Annotated in this window: 19 protein-coding genes and 4 tRNA genes; 17 read left to right on the top strand and 6 right to left on the bottom strand. The window is 46.2% G+C overall.

Annotated elements, in window-relative coordinates; genetic code table 11:
• Window positions 1–109: 109 nt before the first annotated feature.
• From FB479_RS22800 to FB479_RS22745, 12 genes are all read left to right on the top strand, one after another.
• A tRNA-Asp gene (locus FB479_RS22800) sits at window positions 110–186 on the top strand.
• Between the two features lie 31 nt (window positions 187–217).
• A tRNA-Phe gene (locus FB479_RS22795) sits at window positions 218–293 on the top strand.
• A 5-nt stretch (window positions 294–298) separates the two neighbouring features.
• Window positions 299–374, top strand: a tRNA-Lys gene (locus tag FB479_RS22790).
• Between the two features lie 40 nt (window positions 375–414).
• Window positions 415–490 (top strand) — tRNA-Gly (locus FB479_RS22785).
• A 146-nt stretch (window positions 491–636) separates the two neighbouring features.
• A complete protein-coding gene (locus tag FB479_RS22780; RefSeq protein WP_142066812.1) occupies window positions 637–2,280 on the top strand; it encodes a tetratricopeptide repeat protein in 1,644 nt (547 codons plus the stop codon).
• Window positions 2,281–2,344: 64 nt separating this feature from the next.
• Window positions 2,345–3,304: a thioredoxin-disulfide reductase gene (gene trxB, locus FB479_RS22775; RefSeq protein WP_106656368.1), complete on the top strand. Its 960-nt coding sequence runs from the start codon at window positions 2,345–2,347 to the stop codon at window positions 3,302–3,304.
• 235 nt (window positions 3,305–3,539) lie between these two features.
• Window positions 3,540–4,421 (top strand): RNase adapter RapZ, encoded by an 882-nt coding sequence (gene rapZ / locus FB479_RS22770; RefSeq protein ID WP_106656367.1) that lies wholly within the window; start codon window positions 3,540–3,542, stop codon window positions 4,419–4,421.
• 78 nt (window positions 4,422–4,499) lie between these two features.
• Window positions 4,500–5,510, top strand: a complete 1,011-nt coding sequence (locus FB479_RS22765) for a gluconeogenesis factor YvcK family protein (RefSeq protein WP_106656366.1) — start codon at window positions 4,500–4,502, stop codon at window positions 5,508–5,510.
• 8 nt (window positions 5,511–5,518) lie between these two features.
• On the top strand, window positions 5,519–6,466 hold the full coding sequence (whiA, locus tag FB479_RS22760) for a DNA-binding protein WhiA (protein WP_106656365.1): 948 nt from the start codon (window positions 5,519–5,521) through the stop codon (window positions 6,464–6,466).
• Between the two features lie 49 nt (window positions 6,467–6,515).
• Complete coding sequence (locus tag FB479_RS22755; RefSeq protein ID WP_048034964.1) at window positions 6,516–6,773, top strand: HPr family phosphocarrier protein; 258 nt, start codon at window positions 6,516–6,518, stop codon at window positions 6,771–6,773.
• A 128-nt stretch (window positions 6,774–6,901) separates the two neighbouring features.
• Window positions 6,902–7,084 (top strand): hypothetical protein, encoded by a 183-nt coding sequence (locus FB479_RS22750; protein WP_142066811.1) that lies wholly within the window; start codon window positions 6,902–6,904, stop codon window positions 7,082–7,084.
• Between the two features lie 14 nt (window positions 7,085–7,098).
• Window positions 7,099–7,284: an H-type small acid-soluble spore protein gene (locus FB479_RS22745; RefSeq protein WP_106656363.1), complete on the top strand. Its 186-nt coding sequence runs from the start codon at window positions 7,099–7,101 to the stop codon at window positions 7,282–7,284.
• Window positions 7,285–7,396: 112 nt separating this feature from the next.
• Here FB479_RS22745 and clpP read toward each other — a convergent pair whose 3' ends face one another.
• Window positions 7,397–7,993: an ATP-dependent Clp endopeptidase proteolytic subunit ClpP gene (gene clpP / locus FB479_RS22740; protein ID WP_185746401.1), complete on the bottom strand. Its 597-nt coding sequence runs from the start codon at window positions 7,991–7,993 to the stop codon at window positions 7,397–7,399.
• A gap of 137 nt (window positions 7,994–8,130) precedes the next feature.
• Window positions 8,131–8,352 (bottom strand): hypothetical protein, encoded by a 222-nt coding sequence (locus FB479_RS22735; protein ID WP_026043328.1) that lies wholly within the window; start codon window positions 8,350–8,352, stop codon window positions 8,131–8,133.
• Between the two features lie 214 nt (window positions 8,353–8,566).
• Between FB479_RS22735 and FB479_RS22730 the strand changes: the two genes are divergently transcribed.
• Together FB479_RS22730 and FB479_RS22725 are read left to right on the top strand one after the other, a co-directional pair.
• Window positions 8,567–9,034 carry a copper amine oxidase N-terminal domain-containing protein gene (locus tag FB479_RS22730; protein WP_106656362.1) on the top strand — a complete coding sequence of 156 codons (468 nt, stop codon included), beginning with the start codon at window positions 8,567–8,569 and terminating at the stop codon, window positions 9,032–9,034.
• A 215-nt stretch (window positions 9,035–9,249) separates the two neighbouring features.
• Entirely contained in the window at window positions 9,250–10,485 is a 1,236-nt protein-coding gene (locus FB479_RS22725; protein WP_106656361.1) for a branched-chain amino acid ABC transporter substrate-binding protein, read from the top strand.
• 252 nt (window positions 10,486–10,737) lie between these two features.
• On the opposite strand, the gene FB479_RS22720 is transcribed toward FB479_RS22725, so the two are convergent.
• Together FB479_RS22720 and FB479_RS22715 are read right to left on the bottom strand one after the other, a co-directional pair.
• Complete coding sequence (locus tag FB479_RS22720; RefSeq protein ID WP_015893478.1) at window positions 10,738–10,872, bottom strand: DUF4023 domain-containing protein; 135 nt, start codon at window positions 10,870–10,872, stop codon at window positions 10,738–10,740.
• Window positions 10,873–10,907: 35 nt separating this feature from the next.
• Complete coding sequence (locus FB479_RS22715; RefSeq protein ID WP_142066809.1) at window positions 10,908–12,776, bottom strand: PAS domain-containing sensor histidine kinase; 1,869 nt, start codon at window positions 12,774–12,776, stop codon at window positions 10,908–10,910.
• A gap of 194 nt (window positions 12,777–12,970) precedes the next feature.
• Between FB479_RS22715 and FB479_RS30595 the strand changes: the two genes are divergently transcribed.
• Window positions 12,971–13,129, top strand: coding sequence for a hypothetical protein (locus FB479_RS30595; protein WP_007720456.1), 159 nt, complete (start codon window positions 12,971–12,973; stop codon window positions 13,127–13,129).
• 75 nt (window positions 13,130–13,204) lie between these two features.
• Here the strand turns inward: FB479_RS30595 and FB479_RS22710 are convergent, their stop codons facing one another.
• Window positions 13,205–14,212: an ABC transporter substrate-binding protein gene (locus tag FB479_RS22710; protein ID WP_142066808.1), complete on the bottom strand. Its 1,008-nt coding sequence runs from the start codon at window positions 14,210–14,212 to the stop codon at window positions 13,205–13,207.
• Window positions 14,213–14,484: 272 nt separating this feature from the next.
• Between FB479_RS22710 and FB479_RS22705 the strand changes: the two genes are divergently transcribed.
• Both FB479_RS22705 and FB479_RS22700 read left to right on the top strand, forming a co-directional pair.
• The gene (locus FB479_RS22705) at window positions 14,485–15,501 is read left to right on the top strand and encodes a FecCD family ABC transporter permease (RefSeq protein WP_142066807.1); all 1,017 of its coding nucleotides are present in this window, start codon (window positions 14,485–14,487) and stop codon (window positions 15,499–15,501) included.
• The gene (locus FB479_RS22700; RefSeq protein ID WP_142066806.1) at window positions 15,494–16,534 is read left to right on the top strand and encodes a FecCD family ABC transporter permease; all 1,041 of its coding nucleotides are present in this window, start codon (window positions 15,494–15,496) and stop codon (window positions 16,532–16,534) included. The genes FB479_RS22705 and FB479_RS22700 overlap by 8 nt, the downstream gene beginning before the upstream one ends.
• Window positions 16,535–16,620: 86 nt before the next feature.
• Here the strand turns inward: FB479_RS22700 and FB479_RS22695 are convergent, their stop codons facing one another.
• The gene (locus FB479_RS22695; protein ID WP_142066805.1) at window positions 16,621–17,190 is read right to left on the bottom strand and encodes a TetR/AcrR family transcriptional regulator; all 570 of its coding nucleotides are present in this window, start codon (window positions 17,188–17,190) and stop codon (window positions 16,621–16,623) included.
• Window positions 17,191–17,202: the final 12 nt, after the last annotated feature.

Below are 17,202 nucleotides of genomic sequence, written 5' to 3'. Positions count from 1 at the left end.
TGTGGAAGCGCGGTAACGCGTGGAGCTGACGAATACTAATCGGTCGAGGACTTATCCACACACTTAGCAATCATGCGTATTCAGTTTTGAAGGAACAAGCCTTCTATATGGAGCTGTGGTGAAGTTGGAGTTCACGCCGGTCTGTCACACCGGAGGTCGCGGGTTCGAGTCCCGTCAGCTCCGCCATTCTTACTCAAGAGTGGCGAACAAAGTATATGGCTCGGTAGCTCAGTCGGTAGAGCAGAGGACTGAAAATCCTCGTGTCGGCGGTTCGATTCCGTCCCGAGCCACCATGTACGAGCCATTAGCTCAGTTGGTAGAGCATCTGACTTTTAATCAGAGGGTCGAAGGTTCGAGTCCTTCATGGCTCACCAGTTTTTCAATCGGACAAAATATGAATAGTTGATAAGATATGCGGACGTAGCTCAATTGGTAGAGCGTCGCCTTGCCAAGGCGAAGGTCGAGGGTTCGAGACCCTTCGTCCGCTCCATTTTTGTTCGTAAACACCACTTGCTATGGGCCAGTGGTGTTTCTTGCTTTATCCGCTGAACACTTTAAAAGACGAGTCAGCTTGTAGGGTGCTGATGCTTCTGGTACGATACTTGGAGTGTAAGCTCCTACGATGTTGGAGGTTTTATGAAACATAACAAAAGTATTTTGAAGAAAACGACCGTCGTTGACTTTAAGCAAGATGCTGCTTTTTTTGTTGACCGGGGAATGCGTTGTTTGAATCGGTACGACTATGATAAAGCATTGCGTTCATTTCGCCGAGCAGTTGAAATGGAGCCGACGAATGCAGAATGCCATTGCCATTTGGCTAGTGCCTTAGCTGAAACCGGACAGTTTGAAGCGTCGAATGAAGTCCTCTATGAAGTGATAGAAAAATGGGACCCATCCATGACAGAAGTGTATTTCTACATGGCGAACAACTATGCCAACTTAGAAGATTACCATATGGCAGAAGAAATGGCTGTTCGTTATTTACAAGAGGACAGTACCGGACCGTATCGGGAAGATGCTGAAGAGCTCCTCGACTATATTTACTTTGAGCTGGACATGCCACCGCGACACTTCCTCCCAAGCGAAAAAGAGGACGTATACAGCAAGCATGAACGAGCTCGTCGCAGTCTGGAAGAGGGACGTTTCCTGGAGGCACTGGATACTTTAAAAGAAATCGTCGAGGCCGATCCTGACTTTTTGCCGGCGTGGAACAATTTATCTCTCGCCTACTATTATGCTGGAGAATTCAAGAAGGCGATGGAGACAATCGAACAGACGCTGGATAAGGAAGAAGGAAACCTGCATGCACTGTGCAATTTGGCGGTTTTGCTCTCCCATCACAATCAAACGACAGAGCTGTTGAGCTTGATTGATGTGCTGAAAAAGGTCGTTCCGTTCCATCCGGAAAATACTTATAAGCTGGCAACAACCATGGGAGTGCTCGGCCAGCATGATGAAGCGTATTTCCATTACCAACGCATGCTGCGAAATGGACGGCCGCATGAAGCGTGCACGTACCACTATGCTGCGATCTCAGCTTATTTGAGCGGGAAAAAGGATCAGGCACTGCGCTGGTGGCAAAAAGCCAAGCAGCTAGATCCAGAAGCAGGAATCGCAGATCAATACATTCAAATGGTAAAAAACGAACAAGAAGGGGAGACTATAAAACCGATCCCCTACCAATACAATACGACCCAACGTGATGTTTCTTGGGAAAAGGCTTCATTCACGGGAGTGGAAGATTTTAAAACAGATCCAATGATCCGAGCTTCCCTTCTCTGGGCATTGCAACATGGACGCGATGAAGTGAAATTTGCGGTGCTGCAAACGTTGTCTCTGATTGGAGACGATGAAGCTGAAACTGCGGTCCGTCAATTTTATTACCAGACGGATAACCAGCAGCTGCAAAAGTTGGCTTTGCTGGCTTTGGCTGATATGGGTGCAGACATGCCAGAGGGAACTCCTGAAGGATCGAATGATTCACCGACGACGGAAGAGCAAAAGAGCAGTATAGAAGAAGGCATAAGCCGTTATTTGCTCTCGCAGGGCAAGCAAGAGGCCGGAGAATGGTGCCTCGATGTATGGCGCAAGCATCATGAATATGCCCAAAGTCGTGTACAAGTGCGAAAAGAAGTAGCGTGGGTCGCAGCATTAGAATATGTATACGGAACGATAACCAACGAAAAGCAGTCACAAGCCCTTCTAGCTCAAAAATATGGCATTTCTGCCGCTACCTTGGCAAAGTGCGTCAAAGTTTTGTCGACACTGGATTTTAAATAGATTATTACATTATAATTAATTTAAATAAGGAAACAGAACTGTGTGAGATGAGGAGGCAACAAGCATGAGCGATCAAAAAATTTATGATGTGATTATCGCCGGAGCTGGCCCTGCTGGAATGACGGCTGCTGTATATACATCCCGTGCGAACATGAGCACATTGATGCTGGAGAGAGGAATCCCAGGCGGTCAAATGGCGAACACGGAAGATATCGAAAACTACCCAGGTTTCACTTCCATTCTTGGTCCTGATCTCTCTACAAAAATGTTTGAGCATGCACAGCAATTTGGTGCGGAGTATGCATATGGCGAAATCAAGGAAATCCGCGATGAAGAGCCGTACAAGCGCGTTATCACGGGTGACAAGGAATACTTGACAAAATCTGTTATTGTGGCAACTGGTGCAGAGCATCGTTTGCTCGGTGTACCAGGCGAAAAAGAATTGTCCGGCCGTGGCGTTTCTTACTGCGCGGTTTGCGACGGTGCATTTTTCCGCAATAAAGAGCTGGTGGTAGTTGGTGGAGGAGACTCCGCGGTGGAAGAAGCTGTATTCCTTACTCGCTTCGCTTCCAAAGTGACGATCGTACACCGTCGTGATCAGTTCCGTGCACAGAAAATCCTGCAAAAACGCGCTTTCGATAACGAAAAAATCGAAGTGATCTGGGATACAGAACTAAAAGAGATCCGTGGTGAAGGCAAAGTACAAGCGGTTCTCTTGCAAAACACCAAAACTGGTGAACAAAAAGAATTCCCAGCGGACGGGGTGTTTATCTACGTAGGTATGGACCCATTGACTGCAAGCGTACGTCCACTGGGCATCACTAACGACGCAGGCTACGTACTGACAGACGAAAAAATGAACACCAAAGTAAAAGGTGTTTTTGCAGCAGGAGATGTACGCGAAAAAATGCTGCGTCAAGTCGTGACAGCTACTGGAGACGGTTCTATCGCTGCTCAATCTGCTCAACACTATGTAGAAGAGCTGAATGAAAAGCTAAAAGAACAAAATGTCACAATCTCTTAACCTGCTTGTAACATGGGTGAAATAATTCAAGAGTAATCTATAGACAATGAATTGACCCCCTTATCTATATAAACAATTGTTGCGTGGCTGGCATTCAGTCACGCATCTTTTTTTCTAAAAAAGCTTGTACGCCTGTAGAAGACGTCATTGGAAAAACAGGGGAAGCGGTTCAAAAAGGTGCGAATAAGGTGGACAATATGGTATGCTATTGTCAGAATCGTAGGAGGCGAGTTGCGTGACGGAATTGGGAAACGACAAGGCCATGAATCTCCTGATTATTACCGGAATGTCAGGTGCGGGAAAGACAGTTGCTGTACAAAGCTTGGAGGACCTGGGCTTTTTTTGTGTAGACAACCTACCCCCTGTACTGATTCCCAAATTTGCTGAGTTGGTCAAACAGTCTGGTGGGAGTATTGAGCGAGTCGCATTGGTGATTGACTTGCGAGGGCGTGAGTTTTTTGAAAATCTAGCCGTAACCATGGAAAGCCTCAATCAGATGAATGGATTATCGTACCACATCCTTTATCTGGATGCGAACGATCAGACACTGGTTTCTCGCTATAAGGAAACACGTCGCAGACATCCGCTTTCTCCAAACGGTTCGCCTTTGGAAGGAATTCACGCTGAGCGCCGTTTGTTGCAGGAAATGAAGGGCTGGGCGCATCAGATTATCGATACGAGTCAAATGAAGCCAGTACAGCTTCGAGAAAAAATCATCAACCAATACGGTCAACAAGGATCACCACTTACGATTAATGTTTTGTCGTTTGGTTTCAAATACGGCGCACCGATAGACGCTGATTTGATGTTCGATGTTCGTTTTTTGCCCAACCCGCATTATGTGGAGGATTTGCGTCCGAAAACAGGATGTGATCCAGACGTGGCAGAGTATGTGATGCAGCACAAGGACACAAAGGAATTCTTAGAAAAGCTTACAGACTTTTTGGGGTATACCCTGCCGCATTACCAGCGTGAAGGAAAAAGTCAACTTGTGATAGGAATTGGATGCACCGGTGGCAAGCATCGCTCGGTCGCTATTGCAGAACATTTGGGAGAAACCTTTGGCAAAGATTTTTCTGTCCGTGTCAGTCATCGAGACATGGAAAAAAACAAATGAGCATAAGATGGCAGGAAAGACTGAAGCGTACGTAAAAAGCCACCTGTGGTATGTGTATTAGAACTAATGAGGTGACATATGCCTACTAAGGGAGTCGGGAGGCTACAGTCAAGGCCATTACGGGTAGTCGTTATTGGCGGAGGAACGGGTCTGTCCGTCCTTCTACGCGGTTTGAAGCACGAGCCGGTGCATATTACAGCGATTGTGACGGTAGCAGACGATGGGGGAAGCTCTGGACGTTTGCGAGAAGAAATGGATATGCTTCCACCTGGCGACATTCGAAACGTCTTGACTGCTCTGGCCGATACAGAGCCGCTGATGGAAAAAGTCATGCAGTATCGTTTTTCCACAGGCACGGGATTAGCCGGGCATAATTTGGGAAATCTATTACTTGCAGCGATGAACGAAATCACTGGAGATTTTGTCACCGCAGTCAAAACATTAAGCGGGGTTTTGGCAGTGCGTGGAGATGTATTGCCAGCTTCCACGCAATCGATTCGGTTGAAAGCGGAAATGACAGATGGATCTCTCGTAATCGGAGAATCCCAAATACCGTTGACTGGCAAAGAAATCAAGCGGGTGTTCCTTGATCCGGAGGATGCTGTTCCTCTGAGCGAGGCCCTGATGGCCATTGCCGACGCGGATGCCATTTTGATTGGGCCTGGCAGCTTGTACACGAGCATTCTGCCCAATTTATTAGTACGCGGGTTATTTGAAGCGATTACACGCGCACAAGCCCCGAAAATCTACATTTGTAACGTCATGACACAACCGGGGGAGACAGACGGTTTTTCTGCATCCAAGCACGTGAATGTCATGTATGAACATGTAGATAGACCATTTCTGGATACGATCATTGTCAATTCAGCCGAGCTGCCTACCCATGTATTGGACAAATACGCGGAAAAAGGAGCAGCTCCTGTCCGATGTGACCTAAAGCAATTGCGCCAACTCGGTCTGCATGTGGTGGCGAAGCCGTTAGTCACATTTGAGGATGGCTACCTACGTCATGATGCACATGCTGTCAGCAAGCAGGTTGTGTCACTCGTCAAACGTAGACGGAAGGTGCTGAAGATAGAGAAGGAGTAGTGAAGTCGATGTCATTCGCCGCGCATACCAAAAAAGAACTGACCATGACGGAGGGTGCCGATTGCTGCAGCAAGGCAGAGCTCTCAGCCTTGATTCGGATGAATGGAAGTCTGCAGTTTGGAGCCGGACGACTGGTGCTGGATGTGACGACAGAGAACGCGGCGATTGCCCGACGCATTTACACATTAATCAAGAGGTTGTTTCAGATACACGCTGAACTGCTGGTTCGCAAAAAAATGCGTCTGAAAAAGAACAACGTCTACATTGTGCGTATTCCGAATAAGGCCAATGAGATCTTGCAGGACTTGGGCATCATGGATCAAAGCCTATCGTTTATTCCAGGAATCGCTCCTGAGATCGTGAAAAAATCCTGTTGCCGCGCTGCTTATTTGCGGGGTGCTTTTTTGGCGGGGGGATCTGTAAATCATCCAGAGGCATCCAGCTACCATCTGGAGATTTTCACTTCCTATCAGGATTTTTGCGAAGCATTGACCAAGATCGCCAATCGGTATAAACTAAATGCCAAGTGCATCGAGCGGAAAAAAGGGTATGTTCTCTATATCAAAGAAGGCGAAAAGATTACAGAGTTTTTGAGCTTGATAGGGGCTCATCAGGCGCTTCTGTATTTCGAGGACGTCCGAATCGTAAAGGACATGCGGAACTCGGTAAACCGTTTACACAATTGTGAAATCGCCAACATAAACAAAACGGTGAATGCAGCCACGAGACAAATGGAAAATATTCAGCTCATCGATCAAGAGATGGGATTGGAGAATTTGCCAAAACGTCTGCGTGAGGTCGCGGAGCTTCGAGTGGCTCATCCTGACATCAATTTGAAAGAATTGGGCGAGATGGTGCCAAGCGGAGTAGTAAGCAAATCGGGCATTAACCACCGCTTGCGAAAAATTAACGAAATCGCTGACAAAATACGAGAAAAACAAAATATTTCGATGTAGATGCATGATATACTAAAGGATAATAGTCTACAAGTAAGGAGGTCCATTCATGGTTCAACAGCAGGTCGTGGTTCAGTTAAAGACCGGTTTGCAAGCTCGTCCAGCAGCCTTTTTCGTACAGGAAGCTAACCGTTTTGCATCGGAAGTATTCGTTGAAAAAGGCAACAAGAAGGTCAATGCGAAAAGCATCATGGGTATCATGAGCCTCGCAATCAGTTCTGGAACGGAAATTACCATTTTGGCAGAAGGGCCGGATGCCTCCCAGGCAGTCACCAGCCTTACGAATTTGGTAAGCAAGGAAGAATAGAGTCACGAGAGACACTTTTCCCTTTTAGGGAGGTGTCTTTTTTTGTTGGTCATCTTGATGAATATGTATCAATTCACTTCGGGCAGGGCATTTCTAACCATGTATATTGCATGAAGGAGGGATGAGACATGAGTAACCGTGATAAGTGTTACGAAGGCCGCGATTGTTATGATATGGACATTGATCGGATGGTGAACGAGGGACTGGGGGGCGGAGTTGTTTCCGACCAAAACGGCCTGATTGAAGAAACGTCTGTAGACACGATGACAGGGGCTACATCAGCCAAGCAAGTCCTTGACGATGACCAGTAGAGGGGGAGCCGCTTATGAATGTAACGAGAGCACAATCCATCATGAAATCCGACGACCATATCAAGGTAGAGTACGAGGGACAAGCTGTTTGGATCGATGCTGTAGACGAAAAAACCTCGACAGCACGTGTGCATGACGAAAAAAATCCAGCACATAGCCAGACTGTCTACGTCAGTCAGTTAATGGAAGTATCACAATGACCCATCGAAAAAGCCGAGCAAACGAAGGGAAGCCCTTGGGGTTTGCTCGGCATACAAAAGAACACTCGGCCAGTAGTCCAGGCACGAGTGCTTCTTTTTTACTACGTATCGCTTATTTTTTGGAAGACGGTTCGGAAGTGATGACTTTGTCAATCAATCCATACTCTACTGCTTCTGCGGCAGAGAGGAAGTTGTCGCGATCGGTATCCTTTTGGATGCGCTCCAAAGGCTGTCCAGTGCGATCAGCCAGGATGGTGTTCAGATGATCACGCATCTTCAAAATACGTTTTGCGGCAATCTCAATGTCGCTCGCTTGTCCTTGGGCACCACCCAATGGTTGGTGGATCATGACTTCACTGTTTGGCAGAGCAAAACGCTTGCCTTTTGCCCCAGCAGCCAGCAGGAATGCTCCCATCGAAGCAGCCATTCCGATACAAATGGTGGATACATCAGGCTTGATGAAGTGCATAGTATCGTAAATCGCCATACCAGCAGTAATAGAACCGCCTGGGCTGTTTATGTACAAGTGAATGTCTTTCTCCGGATCTTCCGCCTGAAGGAACAACAACTGTGCCACAACGATATTGGCTACGGTGTCGTTGATTGGGGTTCCCAGAAAGATGATGCGGTCTTTGAGCAGGCGGGAATAAATGTCGTAAGCACGTTCCCCGCGGTTTGTCTGTTCAATGACGGTTGGAATTAAATTCATATGCATCTAGTCTTCCTCCTCTCTTTGTAACAATATCATACACAAAAGGTCAATGAAGGTCAAACACATAAGTGCGCTCCCTCACTACCATGTTTGCCAATTTCCCTCTGTCTAAACCTACTCGAAAAAGAAAACATTCATTCCTTGGAATTCTCATCGGCTTCGGTCAAATCGACGGCGAGTTTCAGCGTGGCTTTCATCTTTTTTCCCTTGATGATCGTATACTCATCGACTTGTTTGGCTTGCAATTGATTGATGGCTTCCGCTAGCTCCTGTTGGTCTTTGTATGGTTCAATGGTCAATAAGCATTCTTCGTCACTGGCCTCTTGATAAATGAGAAAAAAACGTTCCCCTGCCATGGCAAACCTCACTTTCGAAAGTTATCCACAATGTTATACACAGGTTGTGCACAAAAACATTTGTTCGCGGGATATTTATTTTTTCATTAGTCTGGTCATGTTTGGCGAGAGAATTACATAGGAAATGTATGGGATAAAAAAGAAGGAAAAAGTTGATTTGTGTCGAACATTACAAAATTGGAATTCATTTCATGATATTTGAGGGGTGTTCATTATGCTTCGCAAGTTTTCGACAATGATGCTGACAGCGGCTCTTCTAACAGGAAGTGTAGCGGCAACGGCTGCGTTTGCCCAAACTGCTCCTGCTCCTGTACAGCAACAAAAAATCAAGGTTCAGCTAAACGGCAAGGAGTTCCCATTCCCACAAGAAATCGTTACTGAAAATGGTGTTGCGTATGTGAATGCGAGCACATTGGCGATTGCTTTGGGTGGTTCCGCAGCTTGGGATAGCACGACCAAATCTCTGCTGGTTGCCAAAGACAACACGTACGCTCTGCGTATGTACGAAAACAAAAACTTTGCTTATAAAAACGGCAAAGAAACCAGTGTAGCAAATCCGCCACGTCCAGTGACCGGAGCAGTACTCGTTCCTCTCGTATTTATTGCCCAAGAATTGGGTGCAAAAGTAGAGTACGATGCAAAAACGCTCACTTACAAGCTGAGCATTCCAATTAATTCCTAAAAATGAATGGAACTTCTCATCAAGATAGCCACTTCTATGCGTAGAAGTGGCTATCTGCCTCAATACTACACGTGTACGCCTCTATTAGCAGACAGCGATAGAGGCTTTTTGATTGATTCTTCTTTTAATCATTTCTATTGCAAATTTTCTAAAATATCCTACAATAAGATTGTGATTCATAGTTTGCTCATAAATAAAGAGGGGGATGTTTTGCTATGAAAAAACAGAAATCATTGTCGATACTGGCTGCAACATTTGCTTTGAGCACATTGCTCGCAGGCTGCGGTGGAGGTACAGGGACTGGTGGACAAAGCGCGACACCACAGCCGAGCAATAATAGCGGAGGAAGCACGGGCGGTGCAAGCGGAGCAACTGAGAAGCTCGTGATTGCTGTCGTTGGTCCGATGTCTGGTCAGTACTCCGATTACGGAAGCACAGCAAAAGCTGGTGCTGAATATGCGTTGAAAGAAAAGGCGGAGGCATTCAAAGCACTTGGCTTTGACGTTCAATTGTCCGCTCAAGACGACCAAGCTGACCCGAAACAAGGGGTAGCAGTCGCGCAAATGTTGATTTCGAATCCTGATGTAGTCGGGGTGGTAGGCCATGCTACAACAGGTGCTTCGATTACAGCAGCAGCGCAATACGAGCAAGAGAAGCTTGTGATGGTATCTCCTTCCGCAACGGGATCAGATTTGACTGAGCAAGGCAAGAAGATCGTACACCGCATTTGTGCGCGTGATGATCAGCAAGGCTCCAAGGCTGCTATTTTTGCCAAAAATCAGTTGAATGTAAAAACGGCTTTCGTCATGCATGACAAGGCTGCTTATGGACAAGGTCTTGCGGAAGAAGTGAAAAAGCAATTTGAAAAAGACGGTGTACAAGTTCTCGGCTTTGAAGGGGTAACGGCAGGCGAGAAGGATTATAGTGCGATCATCACCCAAATCCTTGCGAAAAATCCAGAGATGATCTACTTCGGTGGATACTACTCTGATGCAGGGATCATTGTGAAGCAAGCACGTGAAAAAGGCTTCAAAGGTGTCTTCATGGGTGGCGATGGCTACGACTCCGCTGACATGGTGAAAATTGCTGGTGCGGAAAATGCCAATAACGTAGTCTTTACTTCTACTGTAGGCGATATTGGTGCTACCGAAGACGGCAAGAAATGGATCACAGACTTCGAGAGCGCGACAGGCAACAAAGTTGGGATTTTCACTTCGTTTGGCTATGACTCCATGGGTGTTATGCTGAACGGACTGGAAGAAGCGATCAAAGCAAACGGCGGCAAAAAGCCAACTCGTGAACAAGTGCTGGAAGCTGTTCACAAAACCAAAGATTACAAAGGCAAATTCGTCAACGTAACATTCAATGATAAAGGCGATAACGACTTTGCTTCCGTATACGTGTACAAGTATGAGGACGGAAAGAAAGTATTTATGGGTGAAGCGAAGTAATTCTTCATTAGGAATAAGCCGTCTGGGACATACTAGGTTTGGCATGAATACCAGAATGAAAAGGAAGGGATTCTAATGTCAAACAATCGAAATACGAAGAATGGCGGCAATCAAGGACACAGCAGCAAGACGCAAGGCACCCAGAAGCAAAAGTCCGAAAGAGATCGTAACCTGAATAAGCAAGATCCGCAATAACAATGACAAAAGCCCACCCGTTTGAGCCAAAGGAGCTCGCGGGAGGGCTTTTGCTTGTTAAATGCCTTGCTTGCTGGGCAAACGCTTTTCGGGATGACCGTAGCCTTGATGTTGTCTGCTTCGCAGATTTTTCGCTTGGGATTCGCGAATTTTGGCCACGAACTCACTCGTGCTCATTTTGGTGAAATCCATAGGGCACCTCCACTGATGATGGGATGTACACCTTTCTAGGATGACCCAATTTGGTCCTGTACAATCGGAAGTGTAATCTCTACTACTGTACCTTCGTGCTCCCTGCTTTTAATTTCCAGGCTGCCGTTGTGGTCTTTCATGATTTTGCTGCTGATCATGAGGCCGAGGCCAGTTCCGTTTTCTTTTGTCGTGAAAAAGGGGGCGCCCAGCTTGTGAATCATTTCTTCAGAGATTCCACAGCCAGTATCCGTGAGCGTAATGAGCACCTGATGATTGTCTTTTAAAGTGGTGGCAATCAGAACTTCACCATGTCCGTCGATCGCTTCAATGGCATTTTTAATGATGTTGATAAAGACCTGCTTGAGCTGGTTTTCTTCTCCCGCAATGATCGGATAGTAAGCGAATGCGGTACGGAAATCGATGTTTTTCAAATTTGCTTCTGACCTCAATAGTGCCAAGACGCTTTCAAGCAAAGGGATGAGCGGAAGAGGCTTGATTTGAATGCTATGTGGCTTTGCCAAGACTAGCAATTCACTCACAATAAAATTGATCCGGTCCAGTTCAGAGAGCATGATGTCGGCGTACTGCTGGTTATCATTCATGCTCGGATAAAGAAATTGGATGAAGCCCTTCAAAGATGTGAGCGGATTGCGAATCTCATGGGCGATTCCAGCAGCCAGTTCCCCAATCACGGACAGCTTCTCAGCCTTCCGTAATAATTCCTCGTTATTTCGGCGTTCTGTAATATCCCGCGATACGATGATAAAGCCGTCACAATCTCCCGTTTTTGTCAGGATAGGGGTACCCTTTGATTCGAGAACGATCCATTTGTTATTTTTTGTTTGGAAACGAAACTCGCATATTTTTGGTTCTTGGCTCGCCAGCAAATGATGAAAGTGGTCAATGACAGTTTGCCGATCTTCTGGATGAATCTCGGCAAAGGTGAGCTGACGGCAATTTTCACTCGTTTCGATTACGCGTGAATGCGAAGGGGAGAGATAGAGGATATCCCCGTTTTTGTCTGTAATCAGAATAAGATCATCTGTGTATTCCGAGATGATTTTGTTCGTTTTCTCGCTTTTAAACAAGGCAGCCTCAGAGTATTTGCGTTCTGTGACATTTCGCGAGACTAACATGATGTTTTGGACGTCTCCTACCGCGCTTAAAATGGGGATACCGCGTGTTTCAAAGGAGACCTCGTTTCCATTCCTATCCATAGAGCGTGTCTCGAAATGAACGGGTTGTTTCGTTGTCATGATCTCTTGAAATTTGTCCCGGAACATGGGGATATCCTCTGGATGTGTGAGTTGCAGATTGTTAGGGGAAGTAACCTCGGCTGGAACAAATCCCAATTGCTCGATTGATGGGGATGCATAGATACGTCGCATGGATAAATCATAAATCGTCACGATATCCTGGGTATGATCAATGAGGAGACGATATTTGGCTTCGGTTTGACGTAAGGCCTCTTCAATTTTTTTGCGGTCGGAAATGTCACGGGTAATGCAGGAAGCACCAATAATTTTTCCTGTTTCATCTTTGATTGGAGCAGCCGACAGAATGACATCCATCTTCGTGCCATCTTTTCGCTGTCTGATGGTTTCGTAATTGGTTAGTAATACACCCATGCTCCTGACCGCATCAAATAACTGTTTGGTTTCGCTCCTGTACTCTTCTGGAATAAAGCAGAGCGGTGAAGCGTAAATCTCCTCCATGGACCAACCGTAGTATTGCTCAAAAGCATGATTCACCAAGACGATATTGTTATCGAGATCACTAATCGAGATGGCATCTGTTGTAAAGTGAAAAAATGCTTTTAATATTTGATCTGGAAATAACACTTGCGTGATTTCCTTTTTCGAGCGTTTCTTTTTCCATAAGAAAGGGGTTTTAAGCTTGTTCATCAGATTTCCCCCGCATAGTCTATCAAGTATTTGAATGAGATAGCGTTGTCGTAACTATTCGAGATATAGGAGCCATTTTCCTATCAAAATTTGGAATAGTTTGTTATTCCATAATGAATTGGTTATGCATGAAGGTTCTGACTTGCATGGAAATCCGCTATAATGAGAGTTAGAAAAAAGTCGGGGGTGTATGCATGACAACTGGTTTTATCGTTGCGTTGGTGCTTATTTTTATCGTCATTATCGGTGCGACGATTTTGGTTACAAACAAAGCTTATTCGCGTAAACCTGAACAAATAGATCCGATTCTGCCCAGTAAGGATACCGCTGGAAATAAGGAACTCGATCAATAATGCCAGCAGGCAAAAGAAAAGGAGTGGTTATCTCAACCACTCCTGCTTTATTGACGGAATCGGAAAGTATATAGCCTACAGTTTGGAGAAGCGTTCTACGATGTCATCAACAAGCAGTTCAGCAGAAAGGATTCCGCCGCCTACGTTCCAGATCACTTCGTCAACTTGGAATGCCTTATTGTTTTTCGCGACATTCAGTTTTTGATAGAGCGGATCTTTCATCCATTCCTCGGTGTATTTATTAGCAGATCCATCACCAGAATAATCGCCGATCCAGTAAAACATGACGTCGCCATCCATTTCAGCCATGAGCTCTTTTGGAATGTCTTTTTTGAACTCATCGATGTCTTGGGAGGCTGGTCGAGCAAAGCCAAGCTGGCTCAGAACAACGCCAGAGAAAGTGTCTTTCAAGTAAAGACGAGTTTTGCCAGCTACGAAACGAACGACAGAGATTTTCATCTTCGTCTTGTCACCCAGTTTTCCTTTTGCATCCTCAATCTTCTTATCGAAATCAGCCATCAGCTTGTCGCCTTCAGCTTTTTTATTCAGCGCTTCTGAGTAAAGGGTAAAGTTGATTTTCCATCTGCCTACGAGATCCTCGGAGAAGACGGTTGGGGCAATCGAGGAAAGCTGAGCGTATACTTTTTCTTGCCCTTGGCGTCCTTTTGTTCCCAGAATCAGGTCTGGCTTCAGGCTGGCGATCAGCTCAACGTTCGGTTGGTTCTCATCGCCTAATTCAACTGCATCCTTCATTTTCTCTTTAATATGTGGATGCCATGGGTCACCAGGTTTGCCGAGGCCACTCATGACAGCCCCAACTGGTGTAATTCCTAATGCGAGAACAGCCTCTGTGCTTTCACTAGTGAGAGTGACGACACGTTGAGGAGTCCCTTTTATTTTTGTTGACCCCATAAAGTGTTTGACTTCTCTCTCTTCAGACGCTGCCGGTGCAGGTGCTGATGATGCGGCTGGTGTTGAAGAAGACGAGTTGGATGAAGGCGTTGCCTGTCCTCCGCAACCTGTTACGAGCATGACAGCGGAAAGCATAGCCCCGAGCATCAAACGCAGGGAAGTTTTGCGCATGATGGAAAATCCCCCTTTTAACTGATAATGATTATCATTTTTCTTCATTACTGTATATGCTCATATGACAATGTGTCAATATATTTTTTGGAACCAAAGGAAAACTATAGATATTTTTGTGCGATATTTTCCATTAGCGATAATAAAAATCAATATCATTGACTAGCCCAATCCGCACGCTTAGACTGATTAGTGGGAGAAACTTACATACAGATGTAACGAAAAGGAAATAGACAGAATAGGGAGAATGCAACGGAAAGAAGGGAACAGGCGTGAATGTAATTTTGTCCAGCCGACTGCAAAAGACTACTGTACTCATAGTAGGACTCGTCGTCTTGGCGGTCGTGATGGTAGCTAGTATCCTTTTCGGAATCAATCGGTATTCGCTCACTACGGCAGTAGAGGCATACACTCAATTTTCCGGTTCGGAGGAACATTTGATTATTACGACTTCCCGAATGCCGCGTACACTGACAGCAGTAGCGGTGGGGAGCAGTCTCGCTGTAGCAGGTGTTCTGTTGCAGGCGTTGACTCGTAACCCTTTGGCTTCACCATCTCTTATCGGTGTGAACGCTGGAGCTGCAGCCGCTATAGTGACGACGATTGCTGTTTTTGGCTCGAAATTCCCAGTGTCGCAAATGATGTGGGCAGGCTTTATCGGAGCGGGTGTGACTGCATTGCTTGTATACGGATTGGCTTCCGCTGGGCGGGGAGGCATGACTCCGATTAAGCTGACACTTTCGGGTGCAGCGGTTGCTGCTTTTGCTTCGTCTGTGACTTCTCTGTTTATGCTGCTGCAAGAAAAGACGATGACAGAGGCCTTTTACTGGTTAGTTGGCTCTGTGGAGGGAAGACAGCTCGATCATTTTTTTATGATCATTCCTTATTTGCTTGTAGGCTGGTTAGGTGCTATGCTACTGACCGGCTCGTTAAACTTGATGGTACTCGGTGATGATGTAGCGACTGGCCTGGGCCAAAAGATTATCTTGGTAAAAGCTTCAGCGATTTTGATCGTGGTGCTCTTGGCTGGTGGGAGTGTCGCACTCGCCGGACCGATTGCATTTGTGGGTATCATCATACCGCATCTTTGTCGTTTTTTAGTCGGTCTTGATCATCGCTGGTTGATTCCCTATTCGATTGTCTTCGGCGGAGCTTTTCTGGTTTGCGCGGACTTGCTTTCTCGCCTTGTATTGATGCCTATGCGTTTGGAAGTACCAGTAGGCGTAGCAACCGCCATGATCGGAGTGGCTTTTATCATCCCGCTGGTCAGGAGGAGGGCGTATGCATAGACATGTAGTCATTCGGACCAAAAAGCCGGCGCTCTCGTTTCATGTAAATAAGCGGGCGTTAGGAATGAATTTCATACTATTTTTGCTCTTATCTGTTGTGATTGTATTGAGTATTGGCTTAGGAAGCTTGCATATTCCTGTGTGGGAAGTCATCAAAGCTTTTGTGGGCGCGGGCAGTGAACAGAATGAATTGATCGTGCTCGATTGGCGATTGCCTCGCGTTGTCGTTTCTGTCATGGTGGGGGCTTCCTTGGCAGTATCTGGGGCTATCTTGCAGTCCTTGGTGCGAAATCCGTTGGCTTCGCCTGATTTGATTGGAACTACAGCGGGAGCGACGGCAGCGGCGGTAGCATTTATCACATTCGCAAAAGATGTAAGTGTGCAATGGATGCCATTGGTGGCCTTGATCGGTGGATTGTTAACCGCTACGCTTACGTATCTCACTGCCTGGAAGGAGGGAGTCTCCCCTTTCCGTCTCGCGCTTGTGGGTGTATGTATTTCAGCAGGCATGGGGGCATTAACGATCTTTTTCATGGTGATCACTCAAACCCACAAAGCCTCAAACGCTCTCGGGTGGATGACAGGAACCGTGTACGGTATGTCTTGGGTAAATGTGATGACCTTGCTTCCGTGGACTGTTTTGTTTCTCGGCGCTACGATTTTCCAAATCCGTTATTTGAATGCCCAGGAGCTCGGGGATGATATCGCCAAAGGCATTGGCGTAGCGATTGATAAGAAGAGATTGCTCCTGATTGCGATTAGTGTGGCATTGGCTGGTGCTGCTGTCGGAGTGGCAGGAGGAATCAGTTTTATCGGTTTGATGGCTCCACATATTGCGCGTAGGCTAGTAGGTTCTGCGTATGGCTACTTGCTGCCGGCTTCCGCCGTTTTGGGCGGGATGCTTGTCGTCTTGGCTGATTTGATTGGGAGAACGGTGTTTTTACCGCATGATTTGCCAGCAGGGATTTTTACCGCAGCGATTGGAGCGCCGTTTTTTGTGTATCTTTTGTATAAAACGAGGAATCATCAGTAGGAAATAGCTTTTTAACGAAAAAAAGCAGCCCGTTCTCCTTAAGGAAGCGGGCTGCTTTTCTTCCAAGGGTGCAGAAGAAGCTCCTACTAGAGAAGAAGTTCGCGCATCGAGGCTGTCAATTGAAAAGCAAGTCGCCCCATCTCTTTACAGGACTCTTGAAATCGTCTCAATGTCCACTCAATCAAAAGCACATGGAGGGTGGAGGACATCGATCTTTGTGCATAGTAGTAGAGGCTCTCCTGTTGATGATGGTTCTCTGGATTTGCCCTGTTTGGAAAACGCTCTTGAATAGAAAAGTCAACGCTCCGAAAAATGATCTGTCGCACTTTCCTGTCACCACTGCAAATGTTCTCTATTAAGGAAGGGGGAGAGTGCTGCTGCCACATCTCGAAAAAAGCTATCAGCATATCTTCATTCAGCTCGTTCTCTTCATCTATGATCCTCCAGTAGGTCGCATACTGAGCGCACAAATATTCATATAAGATTTCGTCTTTATCCTCGTAATTGCGATAAAAGGTTTGTCTGGCAAGCCCTGCTTTTTGTGTGATCTCGGTAATGGAGATGTGGGAGTATTGCGTTTTTTCCATGAGTTGAAGCAGAGCAAGAGTGATCCATTCTTTTGACGGTTGTGTTCGATTTCTTACATTGAGATTCAAATGTGACACATC

Source organism: Brevibacillus sp. AG162 (genome assembly GCF_006715575.1).
GTDB lineage: Bacteria > Bacillota > Bacilli > Brevibacillales > Brevibacillaceae > Brevibacillus > Brevibacillus brevis.
This window is presented reverse-complemented; position numbering and strand designations above follow the sequence as displayed.

Excerpts from the sequence above, each read along its gene's own strand:
- FB479_RS22780 (WP_142066812.1), top strand. The coding sequence starts at position 637 with ATGAAACATAACAAAAGTATTTTGAAGAAAACGACCGTCGTTGACTTT.
- trxB (WP_106656368.1), top strand. The coding sequence starts at position 2,345 with ATGAGCGATCAAAAAATTTATGATGTGATTATCGCCGGAGCTGGCCCT.
- FB479_RS22765 (WP_106656366.1), top strand. The coding sequence starts at position 4,500 with ATGCCTACTAAGGGAGTCGGGAGGCTACAGTCAAGGCCATTACGGGTA.
- whiA (WP_106656365.1), top strand. The coding sequence starts at position 5,519 with ATGTCATTCGCCGCGCATACCAAAAAAGAACTGACCATGACGGAGGGT.
- FB479_RS22755 (WP_048034964.1), top strand. The coding sequence starts at position 6,516 with ATGGTTCAACAGCAGGTCGTGGTTCAGTTAAAGACCGGTTTGCAAGCT.
- FB479_RS22750 (WP_142066811.1), top strand. The coding sequence starts at position 6,902 with ATGAGTAACCGTGATAAGTGTTACGAAGGCCGCGATTGTTATGATATG.
- FB479_RS22745 (WP_106656363.1), top strand. The coding sequence starts at position 7,099 with ATGAATGTAACGAGAGCACAATCCATCATGAAATCCGACGACCATATC.
- clpP (WP_185746401.1), bottom strand. The coding sequence starts at position 7,993 with ATGAATTTAATTCCAACCGTCATTGAACAGACAAACCGCGGGGAACGT.
- FB479_RS22735 (WP_026043328.1), bottom strand. The coding sequence starts at position 8,352 with ATGGCAGGGGAACGTTTTTTTCTCATTTATCAAGAGGCCAGTGACGAA.
- FB479_RS22730 (WP_106656362.1), top strand. The coding sequence starts at position 8,567 with ATGCTTCGCAAGTTTTCGACAATGATGCTGACAGCGGCTCTTCTAACA.
- FB479_RS22725 (WP_106656361.1), top strand. The coding sequence starts at position 9,250 with ATGAAAAAACAGAAATCATTGTCGATACTGGCTGCAACATTTGCTTTG.
- FB479_RS22720 (WP_015893478.1), bottom strand. The coding sequence starts at position 10,872 with ATGGATTTCACCAAAATGAGCACGAGTGAGTTCGTGGCCAAAATTCGC.
- FB479_RS22715 (WP_142066809.1), bottom strand. The coding sequence starts at position 12,776 with ATGAACAAGCTTAAAACCCCTTTCTTATGGAAAAAGAAACGCTCGAAA.
- FB479_RS30595 (WP_007720456.1), top strand. The coding sequence starts at position 12,971 with ATGACAACTGGTTTTATCGTTGCGTTGGTGCTTATTTTTATCGTCATT.
- FB479_RS22710 (WP_142066808.1), bottom strand. The coding sequence starts at position 14,212 with ATGCGCAAAACTTCCCTGCGTTTGATGCTCGGGGCTATGCTTTCCGCT.
- FB479_RS22700 (WP_142066806.1), top strand. The coding sequence starts at position 15,494 with ATGCATAGACATGTAGTCATTCGGACCAAAAAGCCGGCGCTCTCGTTT.